The sequence below is a fragment of the Paenibacillus sp. PAMC 26794 genome, from assembly GCF_000316035.1.
Classification (GTDB): domain Bacteria; phylum Bacillota; class Bacilli; order Paenibacillales; family Paenibacillaceae; genus Paenibacillus.
Genome location: NZ_ANHX01000092.1, coordinates 96,446 through 114,815 on the forward strand (window position 1 = coordinate 96,446; position 18,370 = coordinate 114,815).

Below are 18,370 nucleotides of genomic sequence, written 5' to 3' on the forward strand. Positions count from 1 at the left end.
GACAACAACCGGAGACAGGAGGAAACCGATGGAGAAACATATACAACATACAACAACAGGCCATTCCACACAGTCCGGATCCAATATAGCTACAAGTCTCAGTGAAGTACTGGCATTCCCTTATCGTTCTTACTTATACTCGTACCCACACAAGACCGCCTATCGTGAGCTGGACCCACCACTGCCGTTAGGGCCACTGTGGGAACGAGAAAATACCGATACGTATTTTTTATATATGCATATTCCCTTTTGCGCTGCTCGTTGCGGATTCTGTAATCTGTTCACACTGCCGGATCGACGGGATGATACGCATGAACGCTATGTAGATGCGCTGGAACGTCAGGCGAAGCAGTGGGCACCCATTACATCTCGAAGGCCGTATTCGAGGTTTGCGATTGGTGGAGGAACGCCTACATTATTAAATGAGGTTCAGTTGAATCGTCTGTTTGATATTGCTGAACATGTTATGGGGCTGGACCCTGCACAAGCATCGATTTCGGTGGAAACGTCGCCGGATACCGTTACGGAAGCCAAGCTGGCCATCATGAAGGAACGAAGTGTGGATCGTGTTAGTATGGGCATCCAGAGTTTTATTGAAGCTGAAGCATCCGCCATCTATCGTCCGCAAAAACCGCAGGAGGTCGAACGAGCACTTGAGAAGCTTACTCGTTATGATTTCCCATTGTTGAATCTGGATCTGATCTATGGTTTGCCAGGGCAAACGGTTGAATCGTGGATTTATTCATTGGAAAGAGTTCTGGCCTACGAGCCGGGCGAGATATTTATCTATCCCTTGTATACACGGGAAAATACAATCGTGAAGCCAGATGATATTCGCCGTCAGGGACCTGACATTCGGATGGAACTGTATAAAGCTGCACGTGAGACTTTGAAAAGTAAAGGTTATGTGCAATATTCGATGCGTAGATTTGCCAAAGAACAGTCGTCCTCCAAAGTGCTTCTGCCTTATAGCTGTCAGGAGGAGGGCATGGTTGGTCTGGGATGTGGCGCACGCTCTTATACGAGTGAAGTACATTATGCTTCCAAGTATGGCGTGAGTTACAAGGCGACGCAGAGCATCATTGCCGACTACGTGGCGACCGAGCGCTACGATGTGGCGGACTATGGCATCGTGTTAAGCCGTGAGGAACAGAGACGTCGCTTTATTCTGAAAGCCTTGCTGCATCGGGAGGGATTGACACTGTCTGACTACCAACAGCGCTTTGGTACCGATGTGATGTCCGACTATGTCTGGTTGGCAGAACTGTTGACAGAGGGCATGGCGGAGTTGGAGAGCGATGAGGGCAAGCAGGTGCTGCGTCTGACAGAAGAAGGACTGGGTTACTCCGATGCGATTGGAGATTGGCTTATATCTGCCGAAATTCGTGAACAGATGGAAGGGTTTGTTTTCTCATGAGAGCGACTTTGTATTATCGGGGGAAGTTGTCTTCCTGTAATTACGACTGTCCATACTGCCCTTTTAGCAAAACCGTGGATTCCAAAGAGACGTTGGAAGTGGATGAACAACAATTGCGTCAATTTGTGAATTGGGTGAGGGAGCAGGAGAGTGCCGGGGATCAATTTTCAATTTTCTTCAATCCCTATGGTGAAGCTTTGGTGCGTCGATGGTACCGGGAAGCGTTGGTTGAGCTGTCACATATGCCACATGTGGATAAAGTTGCAATCCAAACCAACCTGTCCGTCAAGCTGGATTGGGCGAGGGAGCTGGATACGGATAAAGCAGCTTTTTGGGCGACATATCATCCTCGTGAGACAAAAGAGGCTTCTTTTGTAAAACAATGTCTGACCTTGCGTCAGATGGGACTTGCTTTTAGTGTCGGTACTGTCGGACTCCGTAGTGCTTTCCCCGCAATTGAGTCCATGAGACAGGCTTTGCCGGATGATGTGTATATGTGGGTAAATGCCTTCAAAGATCGACCCAAGTATTACACGCCGGAAGACATTCAGTTTTTACGTGGACTTGATCCGCTATTTGAAGGTAATCTGCAGGATTATGAGAGCTTGGGCAAACGATGTGCTGCTGGTTCGGAAGTATTTTATGTACAGGGGTCCGGGCATGTGAAGAGGTGTTACAAGGATCGTCGAATCATTGGACATCTGTATCGCGATGGTGTGCAAGCTTTGGCCGCTGATCGGCCTTGTCGCATGAAAAAATGTGGCTGTTACATCGGTTATATCCATATGGAGGATTCCCCGTTCAGGGAAACGTTTGGCAGTGGGCTGCTTGAACGAAATCCGGTATGGATCAATCGTTAACTTTGAATTGAAATGCGCTGAAATCGATAAAGACTTTACACCAGTAAGTACTGCTGAGTAAAGTCTTTTTTTATTTTGGTCTGACGATTCAAAATATGTAATTTAGGATAAAAGAGATGTAGTATATTGTCGGTTAGATGTGCGTAAAAACCTAAATTATAGAACAGGTAGATACTATAGACCTATATTTTGGTGCGCAAATATGCTAACCTATTTTAAGTAGTCTCATATGTATTCATTCTTATTTGGAGTAAAAGGAGGGGAGATTTAGCTTTCAGACTGACTACATAATTCATGATTGAAATACATTGAAACGTATGGAGGAAATGAAATGAAAAGATTATCCATTAGTAGGAAATTGCTTTTAGGTTTTGGTTCTGTAATTCTTTTATTGGTAGCCGTTGTAGTCATCTCATATACTCAGTTTGTCTCGGTTGAGAAAACGTTTACGGATTTAATCCGGGAGCGTACCGCGAAACTGCTCACGATCAAAAATATGATCATCGATGTGAAATCCCAACAGGTTGCTTTACGGAATTTTGTGACGGAAGAGAATGATCAAAGCGAGCAACAATTCAAGTCTTTTTATGAAGATTACCGTAAAACAAGCGAAGAATTAAGATCAGGGATTCAAACCTCAACGATGATTGATTTGCTGGATCGTTCAGATCGCAGTGCGGAGGAATATTATGCTTTTGGACAGAGTGTCATTGAATTGAAAAAACAAGGCAGAACTAGCGAGATCACAAGGATGCTGTTAGATACAGGTCCAACGATCATATCCGGATTTGAAGAAACGGTAACTGCCATGGAACAACATCAGCAAAACTCGTTGGATACTGGCATTGTAAATGCCAATCAACTCATTCAAAAAGTAATTCGTTTAATCATGATCATTGGAATCATCTCGATCGTTTTAGGCGCGGTAATTGCTTTGATCATGGGAAGAATCATATCCAAACCGGTTGCACATGTGGCAAGGGCTGCAAGCCGAATTGCTGATGGAGACCTGACGGGTGAGGCCATTGTCGTTCGTAATCGGGATGAGATCGGAGAACTGGCGGAATCCTTCAACAAGATGATGGAGAACTTGCGCCATTTAATCCATCAGGTGGGTCATAATGCAGATCGGGTAGCTGCATCTTCTGAGGAGTTAACGGCAAGTACAGAGCAAACGGCGACAGCGACCGAACAGGTAGCTACAACGATGGAAGAGATTGCTACGGGTATGGATACGCAGGTGAGTATGGTTGGAGACGGGTTTCATACGATTAATGAATTGTCCACAGGCTTTCAGCAGATGACAGTGAATACACAAAATATGTCGGATGAAGCAACCAATGCGTCAGCGAAAACCATATCTGGTAATGATGCGGTTCAATCGGCTGTTGGGCAGATGAACTCGATTCATCAGACTGTACGTGTACTCGCTAAGGTTATTGAAGAACTGGGCAATCATTCAGATGAGATTGGATCTATGGTTGAAAGTATCTCCGAAATATCGGCACAAACAAATCTGTTGTCTCTTAATGCGGCTATTGAAGCTGCGAGAGCAGGTGAGCATGGTCGTGGATTCGAAGTGGTAGCAACCGAGGTGCGCAAGCTGTCTGATCAATCTGCGAAATCAGCGGAACAGATCAGTGTACTCGTAGCTGCTATACGCAATGGCATGAATAATGCATCACAATCCATGGGAGAAGTAAACGCTGAGGTTCAGGAAGGCATAGAACTTGTCCGTAAAGCAGGAGGTACTTTTGAGGAGATTCGTGAAGCTGTCAGCAATGTCGCTGGTCAGACTCAGGAGGTATCTGCATCCATTGAACAAATGGCGGCGGGTGTGGGGCAGATCAATGTGTCGATGAAGACCATCATGGAAGTAACAGAGAATGCGGCTGCCGGAACAGAGGAAGTCAGTGCAACGTCCGAGGAGCAACTGTCTGCGATGCAGGAAATCGCTTCGGCGGCTAATGACCTGTCTTCTATGGCGGAAGAGTTACAGGAGTCAGTCAGTCGATTCAAAGTGTAATCATGGATATACTTCTGGGTGAAGTTCAATATTTATATATGATCATATCGTGTATGTAAAACAAGTGGGTGCCAAGGAGAACAACAGTTATGCCTGTTCTTCTGGCACCCTTTTTTGATGAAGTAGCGATCAGTGGGTCATTCTAACGAATAGCGACTTTATATGTCCGCAACCAGGTATTGATCTGAGTCAGATATGCAAATAACTGGGGACCAGACATGAGCTGCCCGAACCAGGGAAGATTGGAAGCTGCATCTGGTGAAGACGCAAGATTCCGGATCTGAGCTTTGTCGATTAAAGGCAAAATAGGTGATGTGGGATCATCCAGGATATCAAGTACCTGTTGTTTGACCGCGGTCAGATATTGAGGATTATGTGTTTTCGGGTACGGACTCTTTTTACGATATAACACATCGTCAGGCAGGACACCTTCGAGTGCTTTACGCAGAATACCTTTTTCCCGTCCACCCGTTATTTTCATTTCCCAAGGGATGTTAAACACATACTGGATCAGACGATGGTCACAGTAAGGTACCCGCACTTCCAGTCCTTCCCCCATGCTCATCCGGTCTTTGCGATCCAGAAGTGTAGGCATGAAACGTGTAATGTTCAGGTAGGACATCACCCGCATTTGTGCAGCTTTACCTGTTTCCCCATCCAACAGAGGCACTTCAGCCACTGCATCCGAATAGCGGTCTGCCAAATAATCGAGTGGCCGAATCCATTCCCGGATATCCGGGGATAACAACGCTGCTCGCATATCAGGTGCTACAGACCACGGAAACGTACCGGAGTTCAGCATATCTTCGCGATGGAACCAGGGGTAACCGCCAAACACTTCATCCGCTGCTTCGCCTGAAATGGCAACGGTGGCACCTTTTTTGATTTCTTTACAGAACAAATAGAGCGAGGAGTCTACATCTGCCATACCTGGCAGATCCCTGACTAACATGGCCTGTGTCAGTGCATGAACCAGTTCTCCGTTCTCAATCTCAATCCAGTGATGGTCGGTCTTGAGTTCATCCACCATTCGCTTAATCCAGGGTCCATCTGCACCCGGCTGAAAGGAATGCGCCTGGAAATGCTTGGCGTTATCCACATAATCGACAGAATACGTACTAATTTGGCCTTGCCCCGTCCGGTTGTAATAATCCACGGCTAACGCAGACAAGGCACTGGAGTCCAGTCCTCCCGATAAAAGAGAGCATACCGGAACATCCGAAGCCAACTGGCGCTCCAGTGCATCTTGCAAGAGCGTTCGCACCTCTGCTGCCGTCTCTTCCAGGTTATGTTCGTGATTCTGGCTTTCCAGTTTCCAGTAGGCATAGGTTCGGATACCGTTTCGGTTATAGATCAGCGCGTGCGCAGGCTTAAGTTCGCTTAGTGAAGAGTATACGCCGTGTCCTGGTGTCCGTGCAGGCCCTACAATAAACACTTCGGCCAATCCTTCCGGGCCCACAGCGGCTTCCACGTCAGGGTGAATAAGCAGAGCTTTGGGCTCTGAACCAAATACGAGAGTGTCTTTGTTATTACTGTAGAACAGAGGTTTCACGCCAAGGCGATCTCGTGCGATAAAAACCTGTTCGCGTCCCCCATCCCATATGGCAAAAGCAAAAATACCGTTAAACCGGTCAACACATGCCGGTCCCCACTCAATATAAGAGGCGAGCAACACTTCCGTATCACATTGCGTGCGGAACTGATGCCCCCGCTGGAGCAATTCCTTTTTCAACTCGGGTGCATTGTATAGTTCTCCGTTATACACGACGGTATAGGAGGTATCTCCCTGTAACGCATGCATGGGCTGTGCGCCGTTCTCGGGGTCCATTACACTAAGACGCCGATGTCCAAAGGCACAAGGATTGGAGATCCATGTACCTGAAGCGTCGGGCCCCCGGTTCGACAAGCTATCCGTCATACGGACCAGCAGCTCTGATTCCTGGGTCAAATCCCGATTCCACTGTATGAAGCCGGTAATACCGCACATGGTTTGTTCATCCTTTCTTGGTCGAGTCATTCATCCGTTTGGCTGCTTAGTTACTGGCAACCAGCAAATGTTGTCTTTTCGTCAGAGGTCGTAACAAATATATGCCGAAAGCAGGCATAAAATGTCTGTCCTCTTCGGAAACTAGTTCTAGGGACAACGGCCTCAACATGCCTGTGAAGGAGAGAACATGCAATGGACAGTATGAAGTATTATGTGTCTGTCATGGGCCGCTCCGTTATTCCGGATCCGTCGGTAACATCATATGAATGGATCATTCAGGCAACACCGCAGGAAGCGGAGCAATTACTGGGACTGCTGAGCCTCATGCAGGAAAAGGAGGAAGAGGCCTTTCCTGGCATGGTATTCCCATGGCCAGATACACCGGAGGAGTCCGTAAACCGAGCGTATGAAACGGTATTACAACAGGTGTATCGAGAGATTTACCGATTGGGCACACCAGAGACACGATACCAGATTGAACAAAGTACATGATAAGCACAAAGGAAAAGGAGCGCGATGACGAATGTATGCCATTCAAGATGCCAAAATACGCAGATTAACCGAGGTGGATGGATTGTCTTGTGCAGAGGTTGAAGTGCAGCCTGGAAATGCCGGAGATCCGTCGTTACTTGTATACGTGGCCTCAACACAGCCCGGAAATTCGCTGGAAGTCGTTCGGATTGTACGCAATCACTCCGATTCGGCGATCGACTGGTATAACAATAATATGCATACCGCGTTTGAAGAGGCGACAGAAACAGCATTTGAGAACAGCGAAGGCGTGTCAGTTGAAGAAGATAAGGCTCGGTTTCAAAGTGAGTTGTTTGCCTTTGGTTTGCTTGGTCCAACACTTGAGCGTTATCTGATCGGTCAGGCTTAACAGGTAACGCTCAAGCAATACATGTGGTTTTAGCGAGATAGAGTTCAATGTTAAGCTATACGTAGACAATGAACAATTGCTATTGCTATTGCTATTGCTGGTTGCTGCAACTGTAGCTGCATCTGTAACTGGAAAACCCCGCCGTTGTTGAACGGCGGGGTTTGTTATGCGATGGTCAAATCAGGTGGGATGTGATCAAGCATACTCGCGCAGTACTTGAATCCCTTTGACCACGTTATATACAAAGCTTAATCCGTAGATCACAAAGAATAGAATGACAAACCCGACGGCGGAACCCAGGCTATGCGCAGTCACGAAGAAATAAAATAACGGAATGGCAGCGAGAAAGGGGAATACATGTGAGAATAAGGCGCGTTTCGCATGTCCCTCAATGTAATCATCCTTGGCAACTATCCATATAATGATCGGAAACAGGAACGGGGCAAAGAAAATACTAAAATAGGATAGGGCTGATAAAAGTTGTCTCATGACGATTCTCTCCTTCAATGCATCTTTGAAATGTATGTATGCAAAAGATTACCCAGCAATTCTGACATTGAAAATGTCTGATGTTAATCTTACTCTAAATGTCCCAATCTCCTCAATATAACCTGGTTCAAGCTATCATATTCTCAAAGGGATTGGAGTATGAGAATAACACCGAAAAGTACATGTTTGAACCCGTATTTAAGTATAATTATTAATTTTTTTATAAAACTATTGAAAAATATAGAAATCAGAGTATAATAAGAACCGCGCCGAAAATTTATTATACATATTTGTCTCAGTAGCTCAGCTGGATAGAGCAACGCCCTTCTAAGGCGTCGGTCGGGGGTTCGAATCCCTCCTGGGACGTAAAAAACAAGAAGCTTCCTTCGGGAAGCTTCTTGTTTTTCGTTCAGGGGAAGAGAACCCCAATGGTTCGTCGGAGCATTCACTTCGTTAGCACTACTTCGCAGTCTCGATTGGAAGGAGAGTATCCCTCCTGGGACGTAAAAAAAGAAAAGCTTCCCCCGGGAAGCTTCTTTTGCGTTCTAGGTAAATTGTTTTATTGGTTATACCTATAAATAATATAGAATTTATATATTTAAAGAATAAACAATTCTATGCCACAATGAGGATATCGATAACGAAAGCGACGGTGGTATCCATGAAATCATTAAATCAATGGCAAGCAGATGAATATGACAACAAACTGGCTTTTGTGTCCGGATACGGCAAAAACTTGATCTCTTGGCTCCAACCCCAAAAAGGGGAATATATCCTTGATCTGGGTTGCGGGACGGGGGATTTAACATATGAAATTTCTCTGGCCGAAGCTGAAGTTATTGGCATGGATGCATCGACGGACATGATTCGCCGGGCGAGGGAGAAATTCCCTGAACTTGAGTTCGTGGAAGGAGACGGTCATCAGTTTGAGACGAATAGACTATATGATGCCGTCTTCTCCAATGCAGCCCTGCACTGGATGCGAAGCCCGCGATTAGTGGTGGATAGTATATGGAAATCTTTGAAGCCCGGAGGGCGTTTCGTAGCAGAATTTGGTGGTAAAGGGAACGTGCAGACCATTGTGAATGCATTAGAGCAGGTTATGGAGCGAAACACGGGCATTCGTGCATCGGAACGCAATCCTTGGTATTTTCCTTCGATCGGAGAATATAGCTATATTTTAGAGCAACGTGGATTTGTGGTGCGTCATGCCTATCACTATGACCGTCCTACCAGATTGGAAGATGGTGAGCAAGGTATAGTAGGCTGGTTGACTCATTTTGGAGGGGACTATTTTGAGGGTCTCAGTCATGAAGAGATACAACAAATATGCAAGGAAACCAGTCAGATTGTGATGTCTCACCTTTGGAAAGATGATGCGATGTATGCCGATTACAAGCGTCTGCGTATTGAAGCCGTGAAGCCAAAATAAAGTAGAATTTTGCAATATTTCGAAATGTTTATCGTTGTTAAATGAATTATATCGATTTTTTGTAAACTAATCACTCTTTACCCATATACCAGGAATCTCTTTCGGATAAGAGGCTCTTGGTCTTTTTTTATGCATTATTTTAAAAATAAAATATTCAAACGACAAATAATTACAAATGGATATTTTTATCGTACTCAAGACCCATATAAGTAATTTCTATATCATATTTGTAAGTATTTAGAAGGGAAATGTGGTATTTTGATAGAATAATTTACCAAGGGTCAATCTTCTTGCAGATAGGCGGTGAAATTGGAGTGTGTATTGCAGTACGCACAAACAGCAGGAACCCATCATTTGGTGACGTATTCACATTTAAAAGGAGGGGCAAAGCCTTGAGTAAACGATTGATATCCACGTTATTAAGTGTTCTGATGGTCTTTTCCATTATTCTCCCCGCGGCTGGAGCCGCTCCCACAGATTCAGTTATTCAGCTTGACAACTTACCCAGTACAGCCGAAGCCAAACAATGGAGAGAGATTCTTGCAGGACGGGAAGCAAAACTTGCCGCAGATCCATTTTTGGATAAAAGCTTGGAAGGTCTGGGTGGAGAGAACACCCGAGTGATCGTTGAGCTTTCCAATAAACCTGTTGCAGTAGCGCAAGGTGAATCAACCCTCTCTGGAAAATCTTTTACCTCCTCTATGGAAACAAAGGCTGTGACTCAAGTTGAGCAACAACAACAGTCATTTGTACATAGCCTCACTCAGAAGAAAATCAAACATGAAGTACTGGAAGAATATGCATATGCCCTGAATGGTGTAGCGATTGAGCTTAAAGGAAACCAGGTGGGACAATTGCTTCAAATACCTGGTGTGGTCAGCGTATATCCTGACCTTGAAGTTACAATAGCGCCCGAGACAGATGAAGTGAACCCGTACATGAAAGACACAGCGCCTTTTATTGGTGCACCTGAAGTATGGGATCTGGGTTACAAAGGAAATGGCATTAAAGTCGGAGTCATCGATACAGGGATTGACTATGAACATCCTAATTTGCAGGAAGCTTACAAAGGCGGATGGGACTTTGTTGGAAACGACAATGATCCGTATGAAGCGACATATCAGGAATGGAAAGCTTCGGGTGAACCTGAGTTCAATGATACTGGAAGCGCCTATTACACCTCCCACGGTACGCACGTAGCGGGTACCGTTGCTGCTCGCGAAGCGGGGGACTACGGTATTGTTGGTGTTGCTCCTGAAGCAGATATCTATGCTTACCGTGTACTTGGACCGTATGGTAGTGGTCAAACATCATGGGTACTCGGCGGAATTGATCGTTCTGTTCAAGATGGCATGGACGTAATTAATCTCTCGTTGGGTAACGCCGCCAACGACCCGAGTTATATTACTTCAGTTGCCCTGAACAATGCGATGTTGTCTGGTGTGACAGCGGTTGTAGCAAGTGGTAACAGTGGACCTAACCGTTATACACTCGGTTCTCCGGGTGCGTCTGCAATGGCCATTACGGTAGGTAACTCTACAGGACCTAGCCAGCTGATTACAGCCGATACTCACTTCTGGATTGGTGAGGAAGGCGAAGAGGCACAACCTGAACAACAACCGGTGCCAGAGGTTGAACAATCTCCTGAACTGGGTACAGCACCTGGAACAGAAGCACCAGCAGTTTCAGTGCAAGGTGTACCCGCAACTGCTGATGAGGAAAGTGCAGCGGCTGTGGAGGACACAGTTTCTAACGAAGCTAAAGTTCCGAATGTAGAAGAAGCTACAACAGAAGAAAATACTCCATCTGCATCACCTTCTGCACCCGTTGAAGCTTCTCCTGAAGCTGCCCCTGTGGAAGAAGAGGCTGTAATTGCTCCGGCTGAAGCTCCACTGGCTATTACAGAGTCGGTTTACCGTCTGGATCTGATGGGATGGAGCCTGTCAGCAGACCCTGAAACTGTTTTGACAGGGAAATATGAGCTTGAATTTGCAGCACTGGGTAAACCAACTGATTTTGAAGGCAAGGATTTTACAGGTAAAGTCGCATTGATTCAGCGGGGTGAACTGGCATTTGTAGAGAAAGTCGCCAATGCCAAAGCAGCTGGAGCCGTGGCTGTTATTGTATATAACAACATTCCGGGTCCAATCGGTGTAAGTCTGGGCGATAACTTTGAACTCATTCCAACACTGAGCATGTCCAAGGAAGATGGAGATGTGATCAAGGCTGAGCTGGACGCAGGCCAAGCCGTTGAAGTGAGCTTTAGTGATTTTGAACGTTCCCAAACTCCGGGCGATGAAATGAGTTCATCCAGTTCACGTGGACCTGCTAAGGTGACGCTGGACATCAAACCGGATATTGTTGCACCAGGTACAAGCATTTTGTCTACGATTCCTGCCTACGGCAAGGATGAGCCAGATGCAGATTACGCACAAGCTTATGATCGTAAATCAGGTACAAGTATGGCTACACCTCATGTAGCAGGTTTGATTGCGCTGTTGATTGAGAAGCATCCGGACTGGACGCCATTTGATATCAAAGTTGCGCTCATGAACAATAGTAAAGTGCTGGATACAACCAAGTTTGATGTATTTGATCAAGGTGCTGGCCGTATTCAGGCTGTTAATACCATTGATCCTGCTGCTTTTGTCAAAGTGCTTGATGTAACTCAATACACAGAAAGTGGCTCTGTTGTTGAAAAGGAAAATATCACCGGAAGTATCAACTACGGTAATTTCCTGAGCACAGATGAAAAGACGATTACCAAAACGATTAAAGTTGAAGCGCTGAATGGTAGTGGCGGGGATTACACCGTAAATGTGAATCCAACTCGTAATGTCGCTGGTGTATCCGTTGCGGTGGACAAGAGTTCCTTCACACTGAATGGTGAGGAAGAACTTGCAGTGACCATCACCGTTCCGCGTGGGGTTACTGTGACTACAGAAGCACAAGGATACATTGAGTTCTCAAACGGAACCAGTACTTTTACTGTTCCATATGTTGCTCATTTCAACGTTACGTTGAGTGGAGTTAAGTATATCGAAACCGTAAAAGGCACTGAGAAAAATCCATTCCACTATCCATTGAAGGCTGATGGTACGTTGGATACGCTGAATGTTGCGATGGAATTCTATAATCCGATGACATTTGCCCTGATTGAAATCTATGATGGTCTTAATCCGGAAGGTGGATATTATCAAGATGGTTATATTGGCTCCATCTTTGGTAACTATTTTAACTTCAATGCCAATGCAAGATACAATCTTGCTTGGGACGGCTCATATGCAGATTACACAACCGATGAAGTGACTGAGATTCCGGATGGTTTATATACGGTAGACATCACTACTATTGGTACGGACGGCAAAACCTATAAGGAAGACACTTCGCCATTTTTGGTGAAAAAGAAAGCTCCGGCTGTAACTGCACCAGAAACATTAGAGTTCAAAGAGGATGAGTCTGCTGTCCTTAATGGTAGCGTGGAAGACTTGTACTTCCGCGTAGCTCCTGCGCTTGCCAGCGGATGGAACATCGCGTTTGATCCGGCAGCTTCCCTGGAAGCAACGTATGTTGTGAAAAAAGAGGATGGGTCGGTTTATAAAGTGGGAACCTTTGAAGTGCAACCTGATGGCAGCTTCAGCCTTCCTTTGGAAGGGATCGAAGCAGGGGAATATGCTGTTGAACTTACCGTAAAAGACCAACAGGGGCTTTCGGGCACAGCCAATACGGCACTGAAATTGGAAGCCGTGGAGACCGAACCTGAAACTCCGGCAACCAAGGCCCCAGGTACGCCTGTATTGTCTCACAATAACTGGGTAGGCAACGGCCTGCCAGAGGGCGCGTATATCGTTACAATGAACCTGTGGTGGGGCGAGAACGCAACTAGCTACAAGTTATATGAGGACGGGGTTTTGGTTGATACGCAGAAGTTGACTTACAACGCGCCTTGGGCACAATTTGCTCAGACGAAGATCACGGGCAAAGCCAATGGCACGTATACGTACGTGGCAGAGCTGACCAACGACAAGGGAACAACTCGGAGTCAGACGTTGACTGTTCGGGTTACCAATGCAACGCCAGGCAAAGCGGTTCTCTCTCAAGATAACTGGGATGGCGATGGCCATTATAAGGTGACCATGAACCTGTGGTGGGGGACCAACGCTACAGAGTATCGTCTCTATGAAAATGATAAGTTGATCGATACGCAAGAACTTCGTTGGGCTACACCTTATGCGCAAAGTGCTGTGACTACACTGTCCGGGAAAGCATCGGGCACGTATACGTATCGGGCAGAGTTAATTAACGCAGCCGGCGTTACCAGCACAGACACAATTAAGGTAAAAGTGAAGTAAGTTCATTCCTCATTGAAATTGATTAAAATTGATTAAATTAATGAAGGAATTGTTCTATGCATAAACGGCCTCCATCCTGATTTGCAGGATGGGGGCCGTTTTGTTTTTTTTATAAATGAATTATATGACTAACCGATCATTCTATTTTTGCTGGCCTGAATCCCTGCGATTAACAAAGCGATGGCCAGAATGACCTGTATTAACAACGGAAGGGTCCATCCCTTTGTCCAGTCATGAAGCATACCGAATAGTAGAGGTCCCACTGCGGCCAGCATATATCCGAAGGATTGGGCCATACCGGACAGGCTGGCAGCTTGTCTGGCATCTTTTGTGCGAAGGACGAAGAACATGGTTACCATGCCAAATGAAGCTCCAGCACCTATTCCTGCCAACGTGACACCGATGGTAACGAGCGAAGCGATGCCGCTTAACAATAAAGCATACCCGACAATTAAAGAAGAGCACGTAATCGCGGTTAGAACACGCTGATCTCGCGTTCGGCCGGCGAGGATTGGAACGATAAAGGTAGCCGGTACACTAACCATCTGCATTAGGGAGAGCATCCACCCTGCTGACGTGGGGCTGAATCCTTGATCGGCGAGAATCTCGGGAAGCCAGGTGATCGTTGTATAGAATATTAGAGATTGCAGACCCATAAATAAAGTAATGAACCAGGCTAGTGCAGAGGTTCTTAGACGCACAGGTGCCCCTTCGCTCTGGGAGGTAACATATAACATCCGCTGGCGTCCTGCGGCGATCTGGGGGAGCCACAAGAGAAGCGCCAGTATGGACAACAATGCCCACATGCCTAACGAAGCACGCCAACCCATAGATGTGGCTCCTGCTACGGGCACACTCACACCGGAGGCGATGGCACCAAATATATTCATGGATACAGAGTATAATCCGGTGACGATACCTACCCGCAATGGAAAATCACGTTTGATCAAACTCGGCAAAAGCACGTTGCTTAATGCAATGCCGCACCCCAAAATTGCGGTTCCTGCATATAAGGAGAGAACGGAAGGCAACAAGCGTAATGCCACCCCAATGGTTACGATCATAACAGCCAATAGCAGAGCAGATTCGAGTCCTAACCGCTTGGCAAGACGTGGTGCAAAAGGAGAGACTGCTGCAAAGGCGAGCAAAGGAAGTGAGGTCAGAAGTCCGACCATTGTATGGCCGATACCTGTATCTGAGCGGATCATCTCCACTACAGGTCCGGTTGCTGTAATCGGTGACCTCATGGTAGCAGCGATGACGATAATACCTGCTAACAACAGGCCGAATCTTTTGGATGTCGAAGAATGTTCTCCCTCAGTATGGATAGAAGAGTGTTGCTGTATTGAAGATGACATTGATAAAATCTCCTGTTTCCTAAGAAGTTAATATGTATGGATTGTTACATAATCCACTCTGCAAGCATAACATTCTATGTCAACATTGAGCAATGAAATGAAAAAAACCAATCGACCATGGGTGCCTTGACTAGCCTGTGAACTCTAACGAATCCACGAGGTCTTATAATGGGTAAAACCGCTATTTTCAGATTCTAACGAACCTCAGCGACGTTAATCAGGCATGAAGCGCAAATAAGTGAGTTAACACCCCGGAATGGCGAAATAAGCTCTCTAAGATTCGTTAGAATTCGATGATGCTGAATTTGCAGCAAATAAAGTGTCCTATGTTCGTTAGAACATCGATACTTTCAACGCGTTGCTTATAGAGTGATCAAATGCTGACGCTTCAATGCAGCGCATAAAGTACGTAACGAAGCGAATGCTCCGACGAACTGTTGGGGTTTTCATCCCCAGAACGCAAAAAAACTTCTCGAAGGAAGCTTCTTTTTAATACGTCCCAGGGGGATACTCTCCTTGCAGTCGAGACTGCGAAGTAATGCTAACGAAGAGGATGCTCCGACGAACTGTTGGGGTTCTCATCCCCAGAACGCAAAAAACTTCCCGAAGGAAGTTTTCTTTTAATACGTCCCACGAGGGATACTCTCCTTGCAGTCGAGACTGCGAAGTAATGCTAACGAAGCGAATGCTCCGACGAACCATTGGGGTTCTCATCCCCAGAACGCAAAAAAAGCTTCCCGAAGGAAGCTTCTTTTTAATACGTCCCAGGAGGGATTCGAACCCCCGACCGACGCCTTAGAAGGGCGTTGCTCTATCCAGCTGAGCTACTGAGACATGAATTTTTTCAAGCAAAATTGATTTTATCATATGCATACAGGAATATCAAGCATTTTATTTTAAACTGTTTTTCGTATATGATATTTGGCGGCAGTAACGTTTTTTTCATTATATTTAAGGTTATGTTAGAATATCAGGAGAACTCAGAAAATAGATCAACAATCGTTTTAATATATACATCTATTTAGGTTGATTCCAACTGGAGATTCAGGATATAGAGGAGGTGCTCCCATTAAGGAATCCACGACCCCGGAAACCGAGCATAACAACAATATTGTGCTGTTTCCTAAGACGCTGGACTATTACCAGATTCAATTGACAGTGATGCTTGAAAATGAACGGTATGGTGAAGCGATGAAATTGCTTCACTTTTTGCTGCAATGTCAGGGACAGGAAGAGCGCCACTATGATGAATGGCGGGCCCTGCTCGAATGGCTTCAGGCTGCGTTTCCTCAATATGAAGAAACCTCGCCTGTCGTTCTTGAAGAACAAGAAGAAGAGATTAGTGAGGAAGACATGGCACGGCAGCATGCCCGAATGAAGCTTGAACAGGACGATGGCTATGCAGATAAGATGCTTCGTACAGTAATGGAAGAACCGCTGTCTGAACAAACTATGCTCGCATTGGAGCAGCTGGCTTATCTCGATCTGCCGAAGATTGATGATGCCCTTACAGGTTGGTTAAGTGAGAAGTCACTTCATCCTCTGCTTCAGTTCCGAGTGCTGCAAACCTTGCGTCGCCGAGGCGTTCAAGGTATGATCCTGTTTACGAGAGGTGAAGAGCAGGTTGAAGTCGAGATTGATACCGTGCCTCTTAAACCAGAGGAATTCCCGCTTCCAATCATTCAGATTCTGGAACGAGTGGCAGATCAGACGGAGGTTCATGAACCTACGCTCTTTTATTTTGCCCAGGAACTGTGGATACAATATGTCATGGCGGTGTATGGAACCCGTGATTATGTATCGATGCTGGAAGAAAATGATTCCATGACAGATATATGGGCAGCAGCTCTACATATGACCGTTGCAGACAGTCTGGGTGGCTCGCATGATGAGGAAAATACCCGCTCGATGTATGCTGTGACAGGCGCGATGCGCTTTCGGCTGGAGCAGGCTTATCGTTCGATGAAGCAGTTTGTTTCTGCCGGTTTGGATGGTTAATCGAGGCCGGAAACGTTTTCCTTAAACTGTATCAAGGGATTCCCCTTGAAAAAGAATCTAATCTTGTTTATACTAAAATGGTTATTTTGTACGTGATTGTCTACGTGAACATGTGAATTTTGGAGGGGAAAGTATACAATGAAAGCAACTTGGGAAAAGATAGAGAAGAACCTTGGGGTTCTTGAGGTTGAAGTGGGTGCAGATCGTGTAACTGCAGCACTCGACAAAGCTTTTAATAAAGTAGTAAAACAAGCAAACGTACCTGGATTCCGTAAAGGTAAAGTACCACGTTCAATCTTCGAAGCTCGTTTTGGTGTAGAGAGCCTTTATCAAGAAGCAATCGACATTTTGCTTCCTGAAGCCTATACAGAAGCAATCGACCAAACGGATATTTTCCCGGTTGATCGTCCTGACGTAGATGTTGAACAATTCGCTAAAGGACAAACATTCAAGTTCAAAGCAAAAGTAACTGTGAAACCTGAAGTTACCCTGGGTGACTACAAAGGAATCGAAGTTGCTGTAGCAAAAGGTGAAGTAACTGACGCAGAAGTGGCTGAAGAACTTGAGCGTCTTCAACAACGTCACGCAGAACTCGTTGTAATCGACGAAGGTTCCGCTGCGGACGGCGACGTTGCAGTAATCGACTTCGACGGTTCCGTTGATGGTGTACCTTTCGAAGGTGGACAAGCTGAGCGTTATTCCCTGGAACTGGGTTCCAACACTTTCATTCCTGGCTTTGAAGAACAAGTTGTGGGTCTGTCCACAGGCGACTTCAAAGACGTAGAAGTGACTTTCCCAGAGAGCTACCATGCAGCAGAACTTGCTGGCAAACAAGCGGTATTCAAAGTGAAAATTCACGAAATCAAACGCAAACAGCTTCCTGCATTGGATGATGAGTTTGCTAAAGATGTTAGCGAATTCGATACGCTTGAAGAGTACAAAGCTGACCTGAAAACACAATTGGAATCCCGTAAAGCTGACGAAGCCAAAGCTGCTCAAGAAAATGCAGTTGTAGAAAAAGTGGCTGAGAACGCTGAAGTGGACATTCCTTCTGCAATGGTGGAAAGCGAAGTACAAAACATGATGCGTGATTTCGACAACCGTCTTCGCAACCAAGGGATGAACCTTGAAATGTTCCTGAGCTTCTCTGGCCAGACACAAGCTGACCTGAGAGGACAAATGCAAGAAGATGCTTCCAAACGTGTTCGCAACAACCTGGTGCTTGAAGCTGTAGGTAAAGCGGAAAACATTGAAGTGTCTGATGAAGAAGTGAATCAAGAACTCGAAAAAATGGCTGAATCTTACAAGCGTCCTGCTGATGAGATCCGTGGCATCCTCGAGGGTAATGGTTCCCTGGACAGCCTTCGTGATGAAGTGAAACTGCGTAAAACGATTGACGTTCTCCTTAAGAACAGCACAGTTGTTGAACCGGTTGAAGCTCCAGCTGAAGAAGTTGTTGCAGAAGCTGACGAAAAATAAGACAAGCTGTTATGAACTTGTCAGTTGAATAAACGATAAGGCACGTGAATTATTGCGTGCCTTATTTTTAAATTATGACATCCATTTTATAG

The 18,370-nt window shown here is 45.8% G+C and carries 12 protein-coding genes and 2 tRNA genes; 10 read left to right on the forward strand and 4 right to left on the reverse strand.

All coding sequences use genetic code 11. The features are described from left to right. Window positions 1-28 precede the first annotated feature (28 nt). The 3 genes from D829_RS0129815 (at window position 29) to D829_RS0129825 (ending at window position 4,303) form a co-directional block, all read left to right on the forward strand. Window positions 29-1,417 (forward strand): STM4012 family radical SAM protein, encoded by a 1,389-nt coding sequence (locus D829_RS0129815; RefSeq protein WP_017692577.1) that lies wholly within the window; start codon window positions 29-31, stop codon window positions 1,415-1,417. Next, window positions 1,414-2,277 carry an STM4011 family radical SAM protein gene (locus D829_RS0129820; RefSeq protein ID WP_017692578.1) on the forward strand — a complete coding sequence of 288 codons (864 nt, stop codon included), beginning with the start codon at window positions 1,414-1,416 and terminating at the stop codon, window positions 2,275-2,277. Before D829_RS0129815 ends, D829_RS0129820 begins: the two co-directional genes overlap by 4 nt. 331 nt (window positions 2,278-2,608) lie before the next feature. Then, the gene (locus tag D829_RS0129825) at window positions 2,609-4,303 is read left to right on the forward strand and encodes a methyl-accepting chemotaxis protein (RefSeq protein ID WP_017692579.1); all 1,695 of its coding nucleotides are present in this window, start codon (window positions 2,609-2,611) and stop codon (window positions 4,301-4,303) included. A 142-nt stretch (window positions 4,304-4,445) separates the two neighbouring features. Here D829_RS0129825 and asnB read toward each other — a convergent pair whose 3' ends face one another. Continuing rightward, window positions 4,446-6,290: an asparagine synthase (glutamine-hydrolyzing) gene (gene asnB / locus D829_RS0129830; RefSeq protein ID WP_017692580.1), complete on the reverse strand. Its 1,845-nt coding sequence runs from the start codon at window positions 6,288-6,290 to the stop codon at window positions 4,446-4,448. Between the two features lie 192 nt (window positions 6,291-6,482). On the opposite strand from asnB, the gene D829_RS0129835 reads away from it, so the two are divergent. Both D829_RS0129835 and D829_RS0129840 read left to right on the forward strand, forming a co-directional pair. Further along, a complete protein-coding gene (locus D829_RS0129835) occupies window positions 6,483-6,782 on the forward strand; it encodes a hypothetical protein (protein ID WP_017692581.1) in 300 nt (99 codons plus the stop codon). A gap of 31 nt (window positions 6,783-6,813) precedes the next feature. Next, window positions 6,814-7,170, forward strand: a complete 357-nt coding sequence (locus tag D829_RS0129840; RefSeq protein WP_017692582.1) for a hypothetical protein — start codon at window positions 6,814-6,816, stop codon at window positions 7,168-7,170. Window positions 7,171-7,365: 195 nt separating this feature from the next. Here D829_RS0129840 and D829_RS0129845 read toward each other — a convergent pair whose 3' ends face one another. After that, window positions 7,366-7,659, reverse strand: a complete 294-nt coding sequence (locus D829_RS0129845) for a DUF4870 domain-containing protein (protein ID WP_017692583.1) — start codon at window positions 7,657-7,659, stop codon at window positions 7,366-7,368. Between the two features lie 292 nt (window positions 7,660-7,951). Between D829_RS0129845 and D829_RS0129850 the strand changes: the two genes are divergently transcribed. The 3 genes from D829_RS0129850 (at window position 7,952) to D829_RS32210 (ending at window position 13,443) form a co-directional block, all read left to right on the forward strand. Continuing rightward, window positions 7,952-8,025: transfer RNA gene (locus D829_RS0129850), tRNA-Arg, on the forward strand. Between the two features lie 295 nt (window positions 8,026-8,320). Next, on the forward strand, window positions 8,321-9,091 hold the full coding sequence (locus D829_RS0129855; protein ID WP_017692584.1) for a class I SAM-dependent methyltransferase: 771 nt from the start codon (window positions 8,321-8,323) through the stop codon (window positions 9,089-9,091). 392 nt (window positions 9,092-9,483) lie between these two features. Then, a complete protein-coding gene (locus D829_RS32210) occupies window positions 9,484-13,443 on the forward strand; it encodes a S8 family serine peptidase (RefSeq protein WP_017692585.1) in 3,960 nt (1,319 codons plus the stop codon). Window positions 13,444-13,571: 128 nt separating this feature from the next. Here the strand turns inward: D829_RS32210 and D829_RS0129865 are convergent, their stop codons facing one another. Together D829_RS0129865 and D829_RS0129870 are read right to left on the reverse strand one after the other, a co-directional pair. Continuing rightward, the gene (locus D829_RS0129865; protein WP_017692586.1) at window positions 13,572-14,801 is read right to left on the reverse strand and encodes an MFS transporter; all 1,230 of its coding nucleotides are present in this window, start codon (window positions 14,799-14,801) and stop codon (window positions 13,572-13,574) included. Between the two features lie 760 nt (window positions 14,802-15,561). Further along, a tRNA-Arg gene (locus D829_RS0129870) sits at window positions 15,562-15,635 on the reverse strand. A 327-nt stretch (window positions 15,636-15,962) separates the two neighbouring features. Here D829_RS0129870 and D829_RS0129880 point away from each other — a divergent pair. Both D829_RS0129880 and tig read left to right on the forward strand, forming a co-directional pair. Beyond that, window positions 15,963-16,799, forward strand: coding sequence for a hypothetical protein (locus D829_RS0129880; protein ID WP_241230843.1), 837 nt, complete (start codon window positions 15,963-15,965; stop codon window positions 16,797-16,799). 138 nt (window positions 16,800-16,937) lie between these two features. Further along, entirely contained in the window at window positions 16,938-18,278 is a 1,341-nt protein-coding gene (tig, locus tag D829_RS0129885; RefSeq protein WP_017692588.1) for a trigger factor, read from the forward strand. The last annotated feature ends 92 nt before the right edge of the window (window positions 18,279-18,370 follow it).